Raw genomic sequence first — 19,803 nt, forward strand, 5'->3', positions numbered from 1 at the left:
AAGGAGTTGTGAATATGATTGAAAAAACAGTAAAAATCGGTGGTAAAGACGTGAAGTTTCGTTCTTCAGCCACTATTCCAAGATTGTATCGTATTAAATTCAAGCGTGATATTTTCAAAGACCTGTCAAAATTAGAGCAGTCTTTCAAAAACAACGAGGGTGTTTTTGAAATATCGGATCTTGAAATTTTTGAAAACGTAGCCTATATCATGGCTTATCACGCGGATAATAGTATTCCAGCGAGTATTGATGAGTGGCTTGACGAGTTTGAAATGTTTTCTATCTACGAGATTCTTCCTGAAATTCTAGAACTTTGGGGAGCAAACTTGGAAACTGAAGTAAAATCTAAAAAAAATTTAAAACAACAACACGGCAAATGACAACCGCGTTGTTTCTTCTTAGATGCACAGAAATCGGGATTAGTATTTGCGAACTGGATCTTTTAACTATTGGCATGGTTTTAGACATGTGGACGGAGAAAGCAAACGATAGTGTGAAATACGATAAGCTCGCAAGCCAGGCAGAATTCGACAGATTCTAGACGAAAACCAAACACACATACGCGATATTAAACAGAAAATCTGAATTTTTTCACGCGTAAATTAAGAAAGAAAAGGGAGGTGAAGTTATGGCAAACAGGATTAAAGGTATTACTGTTGAAATTGGTGGGGATACTACAGGCTTAGATAAGTCTTTACAACAGGTGAATTCGACTATTCGCTCAACCGAGCAGTCGCTTCGTGATGTTAATAGGCTTTTGAAACTTGATCCGACAAGCACGCAGCTTTTAAGCCAAAAGCAGGCTTTTTTGCAGAAAGAAATCCAAGAAACGTCTAATAAGCTTAACGTTTTGAAACAGGCGGATAAGCAGGCTAAAGTACAGTTGGAAAACGGGGAGCTTGGTAAAGACAAGTATGATGCGTTGCAGCGTGAGATTGTTGAAACCGAGCAGAATCTTAAAAATTTAGAACAGCAGGCAAAGAAAGTCCCTTCAGCATTAGCAGTTTCTATGAAAGAAACCGGGGATAAAATTAAAAGTGTCGGTGAGAAAACAGCCCAAGTCGGCACAAGCCTATCCACGCATGTTACCGCACCAATTGTTGGTTTGGGAGCTGCGTCTTTAGCCGCGTTTAACGAAGTTGATGCGGGCATGGATACGATTGTTACTAAAACAGGCGCAACAGGAAAAGCACTGGAGGGTATGCAAGATAGTATGAAAAATCTTGCTACCAGTATTCCTACTGATTTTCAAACCGCAGGTGCAGCTATCGGCGAGGTGAACACAAGATTCGGTTTAACAGGTAAAAGCCTTGAAGACCTGTCAGGCAGGTTTATTAAATTTGCTCAAATTAACAACATGGACGTTTCCACGGCTGTTGATAACACGCAGAAAGTTGTGGCTGCTTTTGGGCTTAAAGCACAGGACGCCGGGGCTTTACTTGATACGATGAACGCAGTCGGTCAGCGTACCGGTGTCAGCATGGATACGCTTGCTAAAACCATGGTTACTAACAGTGCCTCCTTACAGCAGCTTGGGTTTAGCGCATCGGATGCTGCTAATTTCTTGGGCAATGTTGAAATGTCGGGTGCTGACACGTCACAGGTTATGACAGCTCTAACTAAAGCATTGGCTGCCGCTACAGCTAAAGGCACGCCTATGAAACAGGCTTTAGAGGATATTCAAAACAGTATGGTGAATGCGAAAAGCGACACTGAAGGTTTAAAAGTAGCTTATGAGCTGTTTGGTAAGCGTGCGGGCGCGGCTATTTATCAGGCGTGTAAAAACGGTTCGCTGTCTTTTGCTGAGCTTGGTACTTCCCTTAAAGATAATGCCGGTAGCGTGGAGAAAACGTTTAACGAAACGCTTGATCCGATAGATAAGTTTAAGACTTCAATGAATAGTCTGAAAATCGTGGGAGCAGATCTTGGCAGTTCTCTTGCAACGGTTTTACAGCCTATGCTTGAAAAGTTCGCTTCCTGCATGAAATCTTTAAGCGAAGCATGGAACGGCCTGTCTCCGGGAATGAAAGATGCGATAGTAAAAATCACGCTTATTGCGGCAACAGTCGGTCCTGTGCTCATTGTGATCGGGAAAATTATTAGTGCTGTTGGAACAATCACTTCTGCTCTGGGAGGGTTAATCGGACTTCTTGGAGGAACAGCCACAGCCACTACTGCGGTAGGTGTGGCAGGAGGAGCCAGTGCTGCAGGAACAGCGGCAGCAGGAACAGCAGCCGGAACAGCGGCTGTAGGGTTTGGAGCGTTAAACGTTTCACTTCTTCCTATTATCGGTATTATTGCGGCGATTATTGCCGCGGTTGTGGCGATTATTGCGATTATTAAAAACTGGGGTGCTATAAGCGAATGGTTTAAAAACCTGTGGCAGGGTGTTTGCCAGAGCGTGAGCAGTATTTGGCAAAACATCTCGGAGTTTTTCCAAAACGTGTGGCAAGGCTTAGTTCAGGTTTTTACCGGCGTGTGGGATACGATTAAAAACGTGCTCATGGTAGCTCTCATGTTTATCGTAGAGCTTATAAAAGGCTATTTTTCGCTTATCACACTACCGTTTAGGTTTATTTGGGAAAACTGTAAAGACGTGATTATAGGCGCATGGGATGCGATTAAAACCACGGTAAGCAGCGTGCTTGAAGCCATAAACAGTGTAATAACAAGTGTTATGAACACGATTATGTCGTTTATAACAAGCGTGCTAAACACTATAAGCAGCGTGTTTACGAGCGTGTTCAACGCGATTCTAAGTGTTGTAACCTCTGTTTTTAACAGTATAAAAACGGTGTCTGAAACGATATGGAATGGAATTTGCAGTGTTATAACCAACGTGGTAAACACGGTTAAAAATACGGTTTCTACAGTGTTTAACGCGGTGGCAGGCGTTGTAAGCAACGTTTTTAACGGTATTAAAAACACGGCCGTATCAATTTGGAATGGTATTAAAAACGCTATCATCACTCCGATTGAAGCGGCGAAAAACAAGGTTAAAGCGGTAGTTGACGCTATAACAGGCTTTTTTGCAGGTATTAGACTTAGTCTTCCTCATATTAAACTGCCTCATTTTAGTATTAGAGGACACTTCTCACTCGCACCACCGTCTGTACCGTATCTTGCTATCGACTGGTATAAGAAGGCAATGGATAAGCCGATGCTGTTAAACGGGGCTACTATCTTCGGTGAGAAAAACGGGCATTTGCTTGGCGGCGGCGAAAAAGGTCCTGAGGTGATTATGGGGCTTGATGCTTTGCAGAATATGAGTGCGGGAGCAAACACGCAAATGCTTAGTGTTATGAACCAGATTCTAGCGATTATGGACTCGTATTTCCCACAGTTTTCCAACCAGAGTATTGTGCTTGACTCAGGCGAGCTTGTAGGCGGTATTGTGAGCAAGATGGATAGTGAGCTTTTTAAGCTTCAAACAAGAAAAACAAGGGGGTGGTAAAAGTGTATGGCATGACAATAAACGGATTGCGCAGTTTTAAGGATTTAGGCTTAGTTCCAACACTTAAGCCACATGTTAATCTACCATCCCCAAGGTTTAGCTATCTGGAAGTGCCGGGAAGATTGGGAAGTTTTGATCTTACAGAAAGCTTGGCAGGTGAAGTTTTATACGAGATGCGTGAAGGCAGTTTTGAATTTATTGTCGCGGATAAAGGTGTGTGGCAGAAAGCTTATGAGAGACTTAAACGTGATGTTCACGGGCTTAAAACAACACTTGTGCTGGACGCTGAATCTTCCTTTTACTATCAGGGTCGAGTGTGGGTAAGTGATTTTAAATCGGATAAAAACTATGAAACGATTACGCTTAACTACAGGCTAAACCCTTATAAGCACAGTGTTTTAGACATGAAAACAGGTGGCGTGTACACGTTAAAAAACGTGCAGGTTAAAGACGGGAAAGAAATCAGGCTTACCCGTGATTTTGATATGACGCTTATACCTGAATTTACTAATAAAACACTAAACACGCTAAGCGTTGATTTTAACGGAAAAACCTACAGCCTAAAACAAGGCGTATCTCGTTTCCCTGAACTTAGAACACGCGAAAATACTATGACGCTTACGTTTCAAGGCACAGGCACACTTGATATTTCCTACCTAAGGGGGTGGTTATAAATTGTACAGAATAACTCTTGATGAAACAGCCTTGTATTATCCAGGCGACACTAAGAATGTTCTTCTTGACACGACACTTAACATGGAGCTTAACACTGCAGGCACGCTCGTGTTTACCTGCCCGAAAGAAAATCCCTGCTATGAGAAGTTTTTTAACAGAAAATCAGTAGTGAGCGTGTATCGCAATGAGAAAGAAATTTTTACAGGAGAGGTAAGAGAACAGGAGAAAGACTTAAACCAAAACAAGAAAGTAGTATGCGTAGGCCTTTTAACGTATCTTGCAGACAGTATTCAGCCGCAGAAAGAATACCACGATCATACACCTTACCAACTGTTGGAAAAATTCCTAAACATTCATAATGAGCAGGTGGATGATAGGAAGAAGATTCATATCGGAAAAGTCAGCGTGACAGATCCCAATAATTCCTTGTACAGGTTCACTAATTTTGAAACCACGCTTGAAGCAATTATGGGAAAAATGGTTGATAAGCTGGGCGGATACTTAAAGCTAAGACGAGAAAAAGACGGGCTGCACCTTGATTATCTTCGCTTGGAAGAAATGGGTAAAATGGTGAAACAGCCGGTTGAGTTTGGTCTTAATATGCTTGATTATACTGAAAACTTATCGGCAGAAGATGTTTCTACAGCGATTATCCCTTTAGGTAAAGAACTGGAAAGTGAAAACAGTAAAAACGAGGTTCTTAAAAAATACACGGATATTACAAGCGTTAATAACGGGAAGAATTATCTTGTTTCCACTCAGGCCAAGAGCGCGTTTGGTTGGGTTTGTAAAGTCGTTAGATGGGATGATGTTGCTGTTCCTGAAAACCTGTTACGTAAAGCCTCTCTTTGGCTTAAAGATAATCAGTTCGAACAGACAGAGCTTAACTTAAGCGCGGTTGACTTATCCGAGTTTGACCTTGATTTTGAAACTATTGAGTGTGGAGACAGATTAAGGTGCATAGCATCGCCTTTTGGCATGGATCGGGTATTCCCCGTGATGAGACAGTCTATTCCATTGCAAAAACCCGGTGAGATGAAAATCGTCCTGGGCAGTCAAACCAGACGAAGCTATGTGCAAAGCTCACATAATTCTGTGCAAAGCCTGCGTGAAGAAAGCCTTGCAACAAGAAAAATAGATAACGAGCGTGTGCAAAGTGAAATCAACAATATTAAAGCACAGATGAACATCACCTCAGGCGGCTACAAGGTAACAGAATATGATGATTCAGGCAGATGGTTAAGAGACCTTTATATGGATACGCCTGATAAGAATACTGCTACGAAAGTATTACAGGTTAATATGAACGGGATTGGCGGAAGCCATAACGGTTTTGCAGGACCTTACAATACGGCGATTACTTTAGACGGGCGTGTTTACGGAGATAGGATTATCGGGCATTCGATTGATGCTGAGAAACTTTCAGTTTCTTACACTTCGCAGGTTGAAAAGCAGATTAGTAACGCAAAACAGGAAGCTATTTCTGATAGTGATGAGAAGCTTAAAAGCTACTATACGATAAACGAGGTTAACACCAAGTTTTCTGTAACGGATCGAAAGATTGAATCAAGTGTTGAAACAGTTAATCAGAAACTGGAGCAGAAAAACGGTAACTATTACGGCACGTATACTCCCTACTCTTCTAATGCTCCGGCTAACTCTTGGACAAGCAGAAGTGAGAAGTTAAATCATGTGGGAGATTTTTTCTTCGATACTCAAACAGGCTACGCCTACAGGTATCGGGTTAGAAGAGACTGTTTAGAGGTTAAGTTTAACAGTAGTTCTCGTACGGAAAGCGCAAACTATGATTGGGTGGAAGTTTTCTATGAGTCTGAGGGTAAGATTCACGTTTTACCGAAACTTGGCGGTGCGGACATAGCAGGTAAAAGCATCTTTGTGCCAAGTGATACGTTTTGGCTTTATTTTAGAAGCGATGGTTCAAGCCATGATTATTACGGTTTTAAGATTGATGCGATAAGAAAAAGCGGTTCAAGAAAAGAAGTTGAAGATACTTTAGCGGTTTTACCTAACGATGCCGGAAACATAATAGAACTGTCAGGCAGCAATTATCCTGAGTCAGAGCATGATCCGTATCAGGATAATACGAGAAAACTCTGGCGGTATACGTCAAATGAGAGTCTTGACAGCTACTTGGAGTTTGACTGGGTTAGAGTTAGTGATAAAGACATTCAGGCTGCTAAAGATACAGCTGACAGGGCTATATCTAAAGTTTCTATTGTTGAAGACTCGATTACTTCCATGGTGAAAAAGGGTGAGTTTGGTTCGTTTATGCGGCAAAACTACAACAGTTTTCTGATTGGATTTAACGAGTCAAGCAACTATGTTCAAATCACTGCAGGGCAAATAGGTCTTTACAACGGGTCGATTGATTCTGATAGTAAGCGTGCCGTATTTGATCAAAACGGTAATCATTTTTATCGTGATGGCTACTATGTGGGAAAAATCGGAACGAATCAGTGGAATAAAGACGACTCTCATAAAGGGCTCGTGTTTGACCTCTCTCCTGAAGGAAAGTATATGGCTTTCGCGCAAAAAGAATCATCCTATTCTAATTCGTATAATACGATGCTTTGTTTTTCACGCTCAGGCAGTATATATGACGAGTATGGCTTGCATTTAGGCTGTAACTTTTATGCCCACGGTTTCAAGGTTATAAACCCGCAGTGGGAAGGAGGCTTTGGAACTACGGCCACCATTCATTATGTGCAGGTGCTTGATGTGGATGAGTACGGCAAAGTAAGAAGATGGGGTGAAAACGGGCGCATGGTATTTAAAAACGGTATCCTCATGGACCTGACTTTCTACAGCTAAGGAGATGAATATGGCAGAACTTATTATTAACACAAACGAGGTTGTGATAAACGAAGGTACTAAAAACAGTGACATAAAAGTCGCTAAAACTGTTGATGAGAGTATGGAAATAGAGCAGTTTATCAGCAACAGTAAGTACGCAAAGATGATAGAAGACATCAATCGCAAACTGGATATTCTAATCGAGGAAAAGGAGGTGGAAGATGGAAAAGCCGACCATTAATTATGCGATAGCTACACAGAAGTTTAGAGCGAAGTTAAGCGATGAGATAGTGTCTTTGCAAAAAAGTATCCCTATCCCGACCTATATGGTTGAAGGCATAATCGCGTCAATTTTAGCTGACATACGCTCAGCGGTGATAGCTGAAAACACGATGGAACATGTTGCTTTTAGTGAGGAAAACACAATGTATTACGAAGAACAGTTAGAAAAACTAAACGAGGAAATCCTAAAACTTAAAGCAGAAAAAGAAGAAAAACCATAAGGAGGAAAGCCTTATGTATAGAGGAACAACACCTACAAACGTGTTCAGGACAGATGTGGATTTAGAAAACGCATCTGTCCTTTTTGTTAGCTATAAGCAAAACGGAAAAGTTGTTTTAGAAAAAAGCTTAGAGGATGTGAGTGTTAAAAAGACGCTTGTAACAGTCAATCTCACGCAGAAAGAAACACTTTTGTTTCAAGACGGTATTGTCACGATTCAAATCAGAGCCAAGTTTCCCGACAACACGGCTATCGCTTCAAATCTGATACGAACAACAGCTGAAGAAATAGTAAAGGACGGTGAGATTTAATGGCAGAACTACAGGCAAGTTTTAAACACAATACAGATATGAGTGCATCTTTTGAAAGCATCATAAAAGTAACAGGCGAAGAAACAACGGATTACAACAGGCTTACTAACCTGCCGAAAATTAACCAAGTAAAGCTTATAGGCAATAAAACGCTTTTAGAGCTGGGACTTTGCTCTATCAGCAATATCGAACTCGAAGAACTACTTAAATAAGGAAGGAAATTATTATGCAAACCAAATTTTTAGACAATAACGGACTTTTATACGTTTGGAAGAAAATCAAGGAAAGCTTTGTGAAAAAAGAAGAGCTGACAAAAGCCTTGGAAACAGTGCCGAAGAAAGTTGCGGATTTAAGTGATGCGGCAAACTATGCGCAAGTATCTTCAGTGCCAACCAAGGTGGAAAACCTGCTGGATGCGTCAGAATACGCGAAGAAAACTGACATCGTGACAAACGTAGAAAATCTTCAAGGCATTGACGCGTATGCGAAAACAAGCGCGTTACCGACAAAAGTAGAACAGCTGGAAGACGCAGCGAATTATGTGAAAAAGACAGACCTTACTGAAGAGGTAAAACATCTTATCGGCAACATTCAATCAATTGATTTTAAGGTGGTTGACAGCCTGCCTCAGACAGGTGATAAGGCAACAATCTATCTTATAAGCGATAACAAGGGCGAAAACGATGCGTATGATGAATACATTTATGTAAACGACAGGTTTGAAAAAATCGGTACAACATCAGTTGATTTAAGCGACTATGTGAAAAAAGAAGATGTTAAAAGTATCAGCAATGAAGAAATCGATGCACTGTTTGTGTAGGTGAAGCTTATGACAGACAGGTTTTTAGGCAAAGAAGGTTTACTTAGGCTGATAGAAAAACTGAAAGGAAAATTTGCCACACTGGACAGTCCTGCTTTTACGGGAAAACCGACTGTTCAAACACCAAACTATATACCGGACACCAGAGGAAAAGAAATCGTTAACCGTGAATACGTGGATTTCGTAACAAAGCTGTTGATACATCAGGAAATGCCTAAGCTCCCTAAGCAGTTCAAATGGGTTATTACACCTGATTCTTGGCAGGAAGTACTAGATGGTTATGTGTATGGCTTTTTTTACGAAAAATATTACAAGCCACATAAAGAACAGTACTCCAACAATGCGCAGGAACAGAATGTAGCACTTGATATAAAAATCGACTTTGAAAGACTTCCGTCTATGAGGTTTTATGGCATGGGAGATATTAAGGAGGTTTGCAAACTAACTATGGCAATCGGCAGTGATTGGCGGATTTACTGTTATGGGGATAAACCTTCAAACGAAATACCGGTAATTATTACATTTATGCAGGTAGAAGATGTAACTGATCTTATTAAGGAGGCGGTAGAATGAAAGAATTTTGGAATACACTACAGTTGGCTTTCACAGTAGTAGGCGGCTGGCTGGGATACTTTTTAGGTGGGTGCGATGGTTTGATCCTCGCACTTCTTTTATTTGTGGTAACTGATTACATCACTGGCGTGATGTGTGCGGCGATTGATAAAAAGCTTTCAAGCAGCGTGGGTTTTAAGGGCATCTTTAGAAAGGTGCTCATTTTTATGCTTGTTGGCATAGCAAACATTATAGATTTTCAGGTTATTAAGCAAGGAAGTGTGATTAGAACTGCGGTAATTTTCTTTTACCTGTCTAACGAAGGACTTTCACTCATCGAAAACGCGGCTCACCTGGGGCTTCCAGTGCCTGAGAAATTAAAAAACGTTTTAGAACAATTACACGACAAAGACAGAAAGGACAATACTCATGAGTAAAAAAGGAATAGACGTATCAGTATGGCAGGGTGACATTGATTTCAATGCGGTGAAAGCATCCGGTGTTGAGTTTGTGATCATTCGAGCAGGATACGGTATCGGACACAAAGACAAGTGGTTTGAGGAAAACTATCGTAAAGCAAAAACAGCCGGTCTTGATGTGGGCTCTTACTGGTATTCTTACGCAAGCTCTGCAGGTGAGGCGGCTTTAGAGGCTCAAAGCTGCGTGAACATACTTTCAGGTAAGAGTTTCGAGTATCCTATTTACTTTGATTTGGAAGAAAAAAGCCAGCTTAACCGTGGACGGGATTTCTGTGATTCTTTGATTACAAGTTTTTGTAACAAGCTGGAAGCTTGCGGGTATTATGCAGGTTTTTACACTTCGCTTTCAGTAGCTAATAACCTTGTGTCCGCTCATGTTAGAGACCGTTACGCTTTGTGGATCGCACAGTGGAACACGCACTGTAGCTATCAAGGTTCGTATGGTCTTTGGCAATACTCGTCAAGTGGCAGTGTTGACGGTATAGCAGGCAGAGTTGACATGGATTATGCTTACGTAGATTATCCAAGCGTGATTAAAAACGCTGGGTTAAACGGGTATCAAAACGGTGGCTCTTACACTGCTCCTCAAACGTCAAGTATTGATGAAGTGGCAAGAGAAGTTATTAACGGTGATTGGGGTAACGGAAATGAGCGTAAAAACCGTTTAATTTCTGCCGGATACGATTATGCGAGCGTGCAAAATAAGGTTAATGAACTTCTTGGTGTTAAAGCTTATAGAAAGTCGGTTGATGAGCTTGCACGTGAAGTGATCCGAGGCACGTGGGGTAACGGTAACACACGAAAACAGCGTCTAACTCAAGCAGGATACGATTATAATGCAGTACAAAAACGAGTAAACGAACTCTTGTAAAACAGTTTGAAACACTTATAAAGCCCGAGGCTTGTTCCTACATTGGAGCAATCCTCGGGCTTTTTTTATTTTTGAAAACTTTTTTTAGAAAAACCGTCAGATTATCACCTTTCCCAAGGCTACCCCATAGAAGGGCACAAAGTCCTTTTAGAAAGGAGGCGGCACATGAAACAAAAACTTGTCGTAAGTGTTTCAAAAAAGCCTAAAGAAGATGGGCTTGCAAGTTGTAAACCTATCGGGCTGAGAGAAAAAATCATCCGATTCTTTCTCGGAAAGAAAGAAGACATCATGGTCTTTATTCCAAGTAACAGAATCGATGAAGTTGTGGTTCAAAACAAGAAAGGTGAATAAGAATGAACGAAAACACGGTAAAAAAGATAATTGGCGATCTTGAATCACTGATTTGTCACCTAAAAGAGATCACGGGTGAAACAACACATAAGACATTACCAAAACAAACGCCTGAAACTAAAAAGGTAAGTTTGGAGGATGTGCGAGCGGTTTTAGCAAAACTTAGCCAGCTGGGAAAGACAGCTGAGGTGAAGAAACTCATCGTAAAGCACGGTGCACAAAAGCTCTCAGATATTCCTGAAAGCGAATATGCGAGCCTGTTGCATGAAGCGGAGGGAATTAAAGGTGACTAAGCATGCTTTACTTTCCCCTTCTTCTGCTCACAGGTGGATTAAGTGCACTCCTAGCGCTGTTTTAGAAGAAAAGTTTGAAAACACTACTTCTGTGGCGGCTGAGGAAGGAACGGCGGCACACGCGTGGTGTGAGTATAAGCTGAATAAGCTTCTTAACCGTCCGTGTGAAAAACCGTCAACCGAGTATGACTCAAACGAGATGCAGGAATGCTCGGATGCTTACGTGGATTTCGTAATGGAAAAATACGAGCAGGCAAAACTTAACTGTCAAGATCCTATCCTTCTCATCGAGCAGAAGGTTGATTTTTCAGCTTACGTGCCTGATGGGTTTGGTACGGCGGACTGCATTATTGTAGGCGAAAAAACGCTGCAGGTTATCGACTTTAAGTACGGTCAAGGCGTGCTGGTTGATGCTTACGAGAATCCTCAGATGAAATGCTACGCGCTTGGAACTTTAACGCTTTTCGACAGCTTGTATGAGATACAAACTGTTGAGATGAGTATTTTTCAGCCAAGACGTGACAACGTATCCACTTTCACGCTACCTGTCGAAGAGCTTATCTCTTGGGCTGAAAAAGTGCTTAAACCTAAAGCAGGGCTTGCTATTAAAGGCGAAGGCGAATTTGAAGCCGGAGACTGGTGCAGGTTTTGCAGGGCAAAAGCCACGTGCCGTAAACGTGCGGAAGAAAACCTTAAGCTTGCAGAACTTGAGTTCAAACCGCCATCTGTTTTAACGGATAGTGAGATTGAGGAAGTACTCACGCTTATTCCACAGTTAACGAAGTGGGCTGATGATGTTTTAGCGTACGCCACAGATTCCGCTATTAACCACGGAAAAGAGTGGAGCGGTTTCAAGCTCGTAGAAGGCAGATCTGTTCGCAAGTTTAAGGACGAGACAGCTGTTATTGAGAAAGCAAAAGCTCACGGCTTTACCGACATTTTCAAAACTAGTCTTATTGGGTTAACGGAAATGCAAAAGCTGATGGGCAAGAAAAAATTTGAGGATATTCTGGGCGACCTCATTATAAAACCGTCTGGAAAACTTACGCTCGTACCAGACTCGGATAAGCGGGCAAAAGTCAATGTTTTAAACGCAAACCAAGAATTCAAAAAGGAGAATTAGTACTATGTCTAAATTAAATAACACGAAGGTTATCACCGGTAAGAACACGCGTCTTTCCTATTTCAACGGTTGGGAGCCAAAGTCTATTAACGGAGGCCCTGAAAAATACAGTGTTTCATTGCTTATCCCTAAAGATGATGTTGAAACAGTAAATGCTATTGAGAAAGCTATTGATGCTGCGATTGAGGAAGGTGTTGGCAAGTTTGGTGGTAAGAAACCAAACAAGCAAGCAATTAAACTCCCACTCAGGGACGGGGATATTGAGCGTGATGATGAAGCGTATAAAGGACATTACTTCATTAACGCAAACTCTACTACGCCTCCGCAGATTGTAGACAAGCAGGTAAAACCAATCATGGACCGTAGTGAAGTGTATTCAGGCTGCTATGCGAGAGTTTCCATCAACTTCTACGCGTTTAACTCTAACGGTAATAAGGGTATCGCTTGCGGTCTTGGCAACATTCAAAAAATTCGAGACGGTGAACCACTCGGCGGACGTAGCCTCGCAACCGATGATTTTACGACCTTAGAAGATGATGACTTTCTAGCATAAGGAGCATGTGAAGATGATTAGCTGGTTTGTTGGAGTATTTGCTGGCGTATTGCTTCTTGATTTCGTGGTAAGAAAACTTGTCAGTCTTTATATCGAAGTCAAAAACATGCTGAACAGAAAGTAAGAAAGTCGAGGAGGTGGCAGGTTTTCTGTCACCTCTTTTATTAACTTGGAGGTGAAATGAATGAAAAATAGATGCGAAATCTGGAAAGATATTCCAGGATATGAAGGTAAATATCAAGCAAGCACAGAAGGACGAATACGAAGTCTAAGTAGATACGTTCGTGGAAGGTGCCACTTTACTGGTCATTATTTCAAACGAAAAATTAAAGGGCGGATATTGAGGCCTGGGAAATTTTGCAAGACTGGTCATTTATCTGTTGTTTTAGGTCATGGAGAAAATGGAAGACCAGTTCATCAGCTAGTTCTTCTTACATTTAAAGGAAAACCTGATAAAGATCAAGAAGTACTTCATATCAACGGTGATCCGGCAGATAACAGATTATGCAACTTGAGATATGGGACTAGAACAGAAAATATATTAGACGTTTATAAACAGGGTGGAAAGTGGAGAAAGCTATCCATTGAAGACGTTTATATGATTAGGTTTTACCTGCTTTGCGGTTTTACAGGTTCTTCAATTGCAAAAAAATTTAATGTATCACCTTTCACAATAAGCTGTATAAAATTAAGGAGAACATACGGATGGCTAAAATAAGAGAATTGTCCGTGGATTTGGAGACGTTTTCCTCCGTTGACCTTAAAAAATGTGGTGTTTACAAGTACGCAGAATCGGATGATTTTGAGATACTGCTCTTTGGCTATAGTGTGGACGGTAGTGAAGTTCAGGTCGTTGACTTAGCACAAGGTGAAACCATACCCGAGGTTGTGCTTTCTGCTTTAACGGATAAAACGGTTATAAAGTGGGCGTTTAACGCTCAGTTTGAAAGAGTGTGCTTATCACGCTATTTGCGAGATAAAGGCATCAATGTTAACCCTAGTCAGACAGTGAAAAGTGAAAGCTTGTTTTTAAACCCAAGCTCCTGGCATTGCACAATGATCTGGTCAGCCACCCTGGGGCTTCCCATGTCTTTGGAAAGCGTGGGAGCAGTATTGGGGCTTGATAAGCAGAAACTCACTGAGGGTAAGAATCTTATTAAATATTTCTGCCTGCCGTGTAATCCTACGAAAGTAAACGGTGGAAGAACAAGAAACAAGTATTTTCACGATAAGGAAAAGTGGGAGCTTTTCAAATCGTATAACAAGCGTGATGTGGAAGTTGAAATGAGTATTCAAGAAAAACTCTCACGCTTTCCCGTACCAGACTTTGTATGGCAGGAGTTTTATCTCGACCAACAGATAAACGATCGTGGGATAGGAATAGATCCTCTTTTCGTTGAATCAGCCATAAAACTCGACCAGGAGGTGAAAACGCATCTCATGAGTGAGCTTAAGCATATTACAGGTTTAGAAAACCCGAACTCAGTGTTACAAATGCGCTCTTGGCTTAAAGAGCATGGTCTTGAAATGGAGTCGCTTGGTAAAAAAGAAGTCGCTAAAGAGCTTAAAACAGTGGGTAAAGAACTGGCGGAAGTTTTACGGCTTCGCCAGCAGCTTGCCAAATCCTCGGTGAAAAAGTATACGGCGATGAAAAACGCTGCCTGCATGGATTATCGGGAGCGTGGCATGTTTCGCTTCTATGGTGCAAACCGAACAGGAAGATTCGCAGGAAGACTCGTGCAATTACAAAACCTGCCACAAAACCATCTGCCTGACCTTGATGAGGCTAGAAGCCTTGTTAAACAGGGAAACGTTGAAGCATTAGAAATGCTTTATGAGGATATTCCGGATACTTTATCCCAGCTTATTCGAACCGCTTTTATTCCACGCACGGGATTTAAGTTTATTGTCGCGGACTTTTCAGCGATCGAAGCGAGAGTCTTGGCTTGGCTTGCTGGTGAAAAATGGCGTATGCAAGTATTCGAGGAAGGAAAAGACATCTACTGCTCGTCAGCCTCTCAAATGTTTGGCGTACCCGTTGAAAAACACGGAGTAAACGGTCACCTGCGGCAGAAAGGAAAGATCGCGGAACTCGCTCTTGGATACGGCGGCTCTGTTGGAGCGTTAAAAGCCATGGGAGCACTCGACATGGGTCTTAACGAGGATGAACTGCAGCCACTTGTTGACGCGTGGAGATCATCTAACCCAATGGTGACAACACTGTGGTGGGATGTGGACAGAGCGGTAAAACAGTGTGTACACGAACATGTATCTGTTCGAACACACAATATTGTGTTCACTTACAAGAGTGGGTTTCTTATCATCAAACTGCCTTCGAAAAGATGCCTTTACTATGTGAAACCGCGTGTGGAAGAAAACAAGTACGGTGGTGAATCGGTCACCTATGAGGGTGTGGGATCTACTAAAAAATGGGAGCGGCTGGAAAGCTACGGTCCTAAATTCGTGGAAAACATTACGCAAGCTATAGCTCGTGACATTCTACTTTACGCCATGCAAACGCTGAAAGAATATCGCATTGTCGCGCACGTGCATGATGAAGCCATTATCGAAACCGATAAGAATGTGAGTGTTCAAAGCGTGTGTGAGCTCATGGGAAGAACACCACCTTGGGCAGAAGGGCTTGTTTTACGAGCTGACGGCTACGAGTGTGAGTTTTACAAAAAAGATTAAAAAACCGTCAGATTTTATTCTTTCCCAAGGCTACCTCATAGGAGGTGGCCTTTTTATGAATATGGAAGAACAACGCAAGGTCAAATTACTAAGAGATGAAGGTCTTAGCTATACGCAGATTGCAAACCGTATGGATGTTTCCGTTAATACGATTAAAAGCTACTGCAAACGTAACAGTCTAGGCGTAATCCAGTCTACGAAAATACAGACGGCATTATGTGAATCTTGTTCAAAACCAATCAAGCAAAACAAAGGAAGAAAAGTTAAACGTTTCTGCTCTGACGCGTGTAGAAACACGTGGTGGAACAAGCATAAACAGTTGGTAAAAAGACAGGCAAACTATGAGTGCACTTGTCTTAACTGCAAAAATTCTTTTATCTCTTACGGTAATAAAACCAGAAAATACTGCTGCCACGCCTGCTACATAGAACATCGTTTTGGAGGTGAGCATCATGCAAATCAGTAAGGATGTTCACGGGCTAACGGATGTTAAAGCCAGAGCTTGGACAAAAGAGAGTATGCAGGCGGATTTTTGCTTTGAAATAGCCGAAAAACTTACCGTTTCACTCTTTAAAAAGGGGCTTATCAGCGAGCAAGAAAAAGAAAAAATAAGCCGTCTTAACAGGGAAAAATTTCACCCGTTTTACAAGGAATTATTGGGTTAAAAGCTTGATAAACACTGCTTTTAGAGTGATGTATATGACTGTAAGAAAGTGGGGTGAGATGATGAAAATGATAACAAAACTGGAAGCCAAACAGCCGGATAATTCTCTTAGAAAAATACGGGTTGCAGCGTATGCGAGAGTTTCTACCGACAGTGATGAACAGCTTCTCAGTCTAGAGGTACAAAAGGAGCATTACGAAAACTATATTAAGTCTAATCCCTTCTGGGAGTATGCGGGGCTTTACTTTGACGAGGGTATTAGCGGCACGAAAATCGATAAGCGTGAAAGTCTTAAACAACTGCTTAAAGAGTGTGAGAGCGGTCAGATAGACAGGATTGTTACAAAGTCTATTAGTAGGCTTGCAAGAAACACGGTTGACTGTCTTGAAATAGTTAGAAAACTTACCGGTCTTGGTATTTATTTGTATTTTGAGAAAGAAAACATTGATACCGAGCATATGAGTTCGGAGCTTATGCTTTCTATCTTAAGTTCCATTGCGCAAAGCGAGTCAAGATCCATCTCGGAAAACAGCATGTGGTCAATTCAGAAACGGTTTGAAAACGGAAGCTATGTCATTTCTTCCCCATCGTATGGCTATAAAAACGAGAACGGGAAAATGATTATCGTTCCAAAGGAAGCTGAGGTTATAAAAGACATCTTTAGTATGGCACTTTTAGGTAAAGGCGGGCGTGTGATAGCTAATGAGCTGACGGCTAAAAAGATTCCTGCGAAAAGAGGTGCTAAATGGTCTTCGACTACCGTGAACGCTATTTTGAACAATAAAACATACACAGGGGATGTGATTTTTCAAAAGACATTTACAGACGATAATTTTAACCGTCATAAAAACTGTGGCGAGAAAAAACAGTATGTTATTGAAAACCATCACGAAGCTATCATCAGTCATGAAACTTTTAATCTTGTGCATGATCTTAGACAGAAGAGGAAATTAAAACTAAATATTACCGGCGGTAGTAATAAATACCTTGCTAGATATGTGTTTTCAGGGAAACTTTACTGCGGTAATTGTCATAGTAGGTTAAAGAAACACGACCGGCATAAAAAAGATGGAGCCTATGTTGTTTGGTGTTGTACCAAGCATATACGTGATATTAAATGCTGCCCTATGAAAGCTGTAAAAGAGGAGTATGTTAAATTAGCTTTTCTTCAAATGCTTAACAAGCTCAAAGCAACATACGCTCAAATATTAACGCCTTTCATAACAAGCTTAAGAAACGTGAATAGTAAAGACGGTTTGAACAAGGTTATCGAACTCGAAGAAAAAAAGCTTAAGCTGCAAGAACAAGAGCAAGTACTCAGTAAGCTTTTAGCCGGTGGCTACATTGAGATGGATTCCTACTATCTGGAAAGCAATCAGCTTAAAACGGAAATAGATACTTGTCTTAAGGAAAAACTTCAGCTTTCCAACAGCCTAAACGGTAACTTAACGCACTTAAACGAGGCGCAAAAACTTCAACGGTTCGTAAGCGTCACAGAAGTATTTAGCGAGTTTAAGAACGAGGATTTTCTGGATTTTGTAGACAATGTCGTAGTTAAAAGCAGAACAGAATTTATTTTTCATTTGAAATGCGGATTGGAATTAGAAGAAGAGGTGAAAGAAACATGGCACACATCCCATACGGTTACCGAATAGTAGACGGTAAAGCGGTTATAGACGAAAAAGAGGCTCTGAAAGTGAGAGAACTTTTCCGTAAATTCTTAGAATTTGGAACGATTTCTGAAACAGCTCGAGCGGTGAACATTAATAAAACACACTCTGTAATTAGCAATATTTTGAAAAATAAAACGTACTTAGGAACATCGCTTTATCCAAGTCTTTTAGATGAAGAAACTTTTAATAAAGTTCAACAGTTAAGAGCCAACAATTTTAGAAAAAAATCTCGTACAACAGAGCTAAAACCTTTAATAACAACAAATTTCACGTACGAAATAGGCGTTATAGAAAAGAAATACGATGATCCTTATCAGCAAGCAGCATACGCGTACAGTCAAATCAAGGGAGGTATGAAATGAGTGCCAACGTTACAATTATTCCACCAAGAAAAATAGCGGGGAATACGGTAGATAAGCATAAAGATAAGCCGAAGTTAAGAGTAGTAGCGTATTGTCGTGTCAGTACTGACAGTGAAGAACAGGCAACAAGTTATGACACGCAAGTGCAACATTATACGGATTATATTTCAAGAAATCCTCTCTGGGAGTTTGCCGGTATCTACGCTGATGACGGTATTTCAGGAACCAGCACGAAAAAACGTGTCGGTTTCAACGACATGATCCACGATTGCATGAGTGGCAAAGTAGACATGGTTATCACTAAGTCGATTAGCCGTTTTGCGAGAAACACTATCGACTGTTTAAAGTTTGTTAGACAGTTGAAAGACAAAAACATTCCGATCATTTTTGAAAAAGAAAACATCAACACCATGGAAGCAAGCGGAGAACTATTGCTTACTATCATGGCTTCTCTAGCTCAACAGGAATCCGCGTCGCTTTCTCAGAATGTGAAGCTTGGACTTAAGTTCCGCTACCAGGAAGGCAAAGTGCAAATCAACCATAACTGGTTTTTAGGATACACAAAAGACGATGAAGGGAATCTTGTAATTCTTGAGAAGGAAGCAAAAGTCGTAAGAAGAATCTATAGAGAATATTTAGAAGGAGCAAGCCTTAGAGATATAGCGGAGGGCCTTGAAAAAGACGGTATTAAAAACGGTGCCGGACATTTAAAATGGCACTTGTCTAATATTAAAACCATCTTGCAAAACGAAAAATATATTGGTGATGCTCTTTTACAAAAAACCATCACGACAGATTTTATTAACCATGTTCGTATAAAAAATGATGGAACAGAACCACAGTATTATGTAAAAGATAGCCACGCTTCGATTATTCCAAGAGATATTTTCTTTAAAGTTCAAGAAGAAATGGTAAGACGAGCCAACATGTTTAGTGGTGAGGAGAACAAAAAAAGGAGAGTTTATTCCAGTAAGTACGCTCTATCCAGCCTATGTGTTTGTTCTAAATGCGGGGATGTTTATAGAAGAATTGCTTGGAATAACCGAGGAGTGCATTCTGTTGTCTGGCGTTGTTGTACCAGATGGGAAAATGGTCCTAGTGCTTGTGATGCTCCGACAGTAAAAGAGAACGAACTGCAATCTGCCATAGTGAAAGCCATAAACAAGGTGTTTAGTATATCGGATGAAGTATTGGATACGTTGAAGAATAATATTAGAGAAATTATCGCGGGCAACAACTTAAGCGAGATTGAAACGGTTGATAAAAGAATTGCAGACAAACAAGCGATACTATTAACCTTGCTTAAAGCTAAAAAAGACTACACGAAAATAGCTGATGAGATTGATGAGCTTAAAGTTAAGAAACAGCAGCTTCTTATAGAAAAAGCAGGTCAAGAAGATGCTAAAAGACGAATCAGAGAAATGGAAGATTTTCTGAAAAGTGAGTGTCATGATATTAGTGAGTATGATGAGAAGCTGGTAAGAAAGTACATCAAGAAAATAAAAGTTTACGAGGACAGGTTCAGTATAACTTTTAAATCAGAGATTAGTGTGGATATTGAAAGGGCATCGTAAAAGCCAAAAGATTGTGAGCGTTTGAAATGTTACAAAAGTCA

The 19,803-nt window shown here is 40.9% G+C and carries 23 protein-coding genes; all 23 read left to right on the forward strand.

Translation table 11 applies throughout. From position 1 onward, the window contains the following. The first annotated feature begins 14 nt into the window (after positions 1–14). The 23 genes from D0T18_RS06595 (at position 15) to D0T18_RS06705 (ending at position 19,762) form a co-directional block, all read left to right on the forward strand. Positions 15–380 (forward strand): hypothetical protein, encoded by a 366-nt coding sequence (locus D0T18_RS06595; protein ID WP_116440725.1) that lies wholly within the window; start codon positions 15–17, stop codon positions 378–380. Between the two features lie 248 nt (positions 381–628). After that, positions 629–3,454, forward strand: a complete 2,826-nt coding sequence (locus D0T18_RS06600) for a phage tail tape measure protein (protein WP_116440726.1) — start codon at positions 629–631, stop codon at positions 3,452–3,454. An 11-nt stretch (positions 3,455–3,465) separates the two neighbouring features. Beyond that, complete coding sequence (locus D0T18_RS06605; RefSeq protein ID WP_240318305.1) at positions 3,466–4,128, forward strand: hypothetical protein; 663 nt, start codon at positions 3,466–3,468, stop codon at positions 4,126–4,128. Position 4,129: 1 nt separating this feature from the next. Next, positions 4,130–6,961: a phage tail protein gene (locus tag D0T18_RS06610; RefSeq protein ID WP_116440728.1), complete on the forward strand. Its 2,832-nt coding sequence runs from the start codon at positions 4,130–4,132 to the stop codon at positions 6,959–6,961. A 10-nt stretch (positions 6,962–6,971) separates the two neighbouring features. Next, positions 6,972–7,184 carry a hypothetical protein gene (locus D0T18_RS06615; RefSeq protein ID WP_230478329.1) on the forward strand — a complete coding sequence of 71 codons (213 nt, stop codon included), beginning with the start codon at positions 6,972–6,974 and terminating at the stop codon, positions 7,182–7,184. Next, complete coding sequence (locus D0T18_RS06620) at positions 7,165–7,446, forward strand: toxin (protein ID WP_116440729.1); 282 nt, start codon at positions 7,165–7,167, stop codon at positions 7,444–7,446. Before D0T18_RS06615 ends, D0T18_RS06620 begins: the two co-directional genes overlap by 20 nt. A 13-nt stretch (positions 7,447–7,459) precedes the next feature. Next, positions 7,460–7,756 (forward strand): hypothetical protein, encoded by a 297-nt coding sequence (locus tag D0T18_RS06625; protein ID WP_020757764.1) that lies wholly within the window; start codon positions 7,460–7,462, stop codon positions 7,754–7,756. Continuing rightward, on the forward strand, positions 7,756–7,968 hold the full coding sequence (locus D0T18_RS06630; protein ID WP_020757763.1) for a hypothetical protein: 213 nt from the start codon (positions 7,756–7,758) through the stop codon (positions 7,966–7,968). The genes D0T18_RS06625 and D0T18_RS06630 overlap by 1 nt, the downstream gene beginning before the upstream one ends. A gap of 14 nt (positions 7,969–7,982) precedes the next feature. After that, positions 7,983–8,576, forward strand: coding sequence for a hypothetical protein (locus D0T18_RS06635; protein WP_116440730.1), 594 nt, complete (start codon positions 7,983–7,985; stop codon positions 8,574–8,576). A gap of 9 nt (positions 8,577–8,585) precedes the next feature. Continuing rightward, positions 8,586–9,149: a hypothetical protein gene (locus D0T18_RS06640; protein WP_240318306.1), complete on the forward strand. Its 564-nt coding sequence runs from the start codon at positions 8,586–8,588 to the stop codon at positions 9,147–9,149. Further along, on the forward strand, positions 9,146–9,565 hold the full coding sequence (locus D0T18_RS06645) for a phage holin family protein (protein WP_064340487.1): 420 nt from the start codon (positions 9,146–9,148) through the stop codon (positions 9,563–9,565). The genes D0T18_RS06640 and D0T18_RS06645 overlap by 4 nt, the downstream gene beginning before the upstream one ends. Next, entirely contained in the window at positions 9,558–10,478 is a 921-nt protein-coding gene (locus tag D0T18_RS06650; RefSeq protein ID WP_116440732.1) for a GH25 family lysozyme, read from the forward strand. Before D0T18_RS06645 ends, D0T18_RS06650 begins: the two co-directional genes overlap by 8 nt. Before the next feature lie 165 nt (positions 10,479–10,643). Further along, complete coding sequence (locus tag D0T18_RS06655) at positions 10,644–10,829, forward strand: hypothetical protein (RefSeq protein ID WP_020757758.1); 186 nt, start codon at positions 10,644–10,646, stop codon at positions 10,827–10,829. A 2-nt stretch (positions 10,830–10,831) separates the two neighbouring features. After that, complete coding sequence (locus tag D0T18_RS06660; protein WP_116440733.1) at positions 10,832–11,122, forward strand: hypothetical protein; 291 nt, start codon at positions 10,832–10,834, stop codon at positions 11,120–11,122. Next, positions 11,115–12,245: a DUF2800 domain-containing protein gene (locus D0T18_RS06665; RefSeq protein WP_116440734.1), complete on the forward strand. Its 1,131-nt coding sequence runs from the start codon at positions 11,115–11,117 to the stop codon at positions 12,243–12,245. Before D0T18_RS06660 ends, D0T18_RS06665 begins: the two co-directional genes overlap by 8 nt. A gap of 4 nt (positions 12,246–12,249) precedes the next feature. Further along, on the forward strand, positions 12,250–12,798 hold the full coding sequence (locus D0T18_RS06670) for a DUF2815 family protein (RefSeq protein ID WP_004114717.1): 549 nt from the start codon (positions 12,250–12,252) through the stop codon (positions 12,796–12,798). A 184-nt stretch (positions 12,799–12,982) separates the two neighbouring features. Next, complete coding sequence (locus D0T18_RS06675; RefSeq protein ID WP_048730013.1) at positions 12,983–13,516, forward strand: NUMOD4 motif-containing HNH endonuclease; 534 nt, start codon at positions 12,983–12,985, stop codon at positions 13,514–13,516. Beyond that, positions 13,513–15,489, forward strand: coding sequence for a DNA polymerase (locus D0T18_RS06680; protein ID WP_205411961.1), 1,977 nt, complete (start codon positions 13,513–13,515; stop codon positions 15,487–15,489). The genes D0T18_RS06675 and D0T18_RS06680 overlap by 4 nt, the downstream gene beginning before the upstream one ends. 55 nt (positions 15,490–15,544) lie before the next feature. Continuing rightward, positions 15,545–15,955, forward strand: coding sequence for a sigma factor-like helix-turn-helix DNA-binding protein (locus D0T18_RS06685; RefSeq protein ID WP_116440747.1), 411 nt, complete (start codon positions 15,545–15,547; stop codon positions 15,953–15,955). Further along, positions 15,942–16,154, forward strand: coding sequence for an SHOCT domain-containing protein (locus D0T18_RS06690; protein WP_075038919.1), 213 nt, complete (start codon positions 15,942–15,944; stop codon positions 16,152–16,154). Before D0T18_RS06685 ends, D0T18_RS06690 begins: the two co-directional genes overlap by 14 nt. Before the next feature lie 34 nt (positions 16,155–16,188). Beyond that, positions 16,189–17,808, forward strand: a complete 1,620-nt coding sequence (locus D0T18_RS06695; protein WP_240318307.1) for a recombinase family protein — start codon at positions 16,189–16,191, stop codon at positions 17,806–17,808. After that, the gene (locus D0T18_RS06700) at positions 17,778–18,188 is read left to right on the forward strand and encodes a recombinase family protein (RefSeq protein ID WP_116440736.1); all 411 of its coding nucleotides are present in this window, start codon (positions 17,778–17,780) and stop codon (positions 18,186–18,188) included. Before D0T18_RS06695 ends, D0T18_RS06700 begins: the two co-directional genes overlap by 31 nt. Then, positions 18,185–19,762: a recombinase family protein gene (locus D0T18_RS06705; protein WP_116440737.1), complete on the forward strand. Its 1,578-nt coding sequence runs from the start codon at positions 18,185–18,187 to the stop codon at positions 19,760–19,762. The genes D0T18_RS06700 and D0T18_RS06705 overlap by 4 nt, the downstream gene beginning before the upstream one ends. Positions 19,763–19,803 lie beyond the last annotated feature (41 nt).

The organism is Gardnerella swidsinskii, assembly GCF_003397705.1.
Classification (GTDB): domain Bacteria; phylum Actinomycetota; class Actinomycetes; order Actinomycetales; family Bifidobacteriaceae; genus Bifidobacterium; species Bifidobacterium swidsinskii.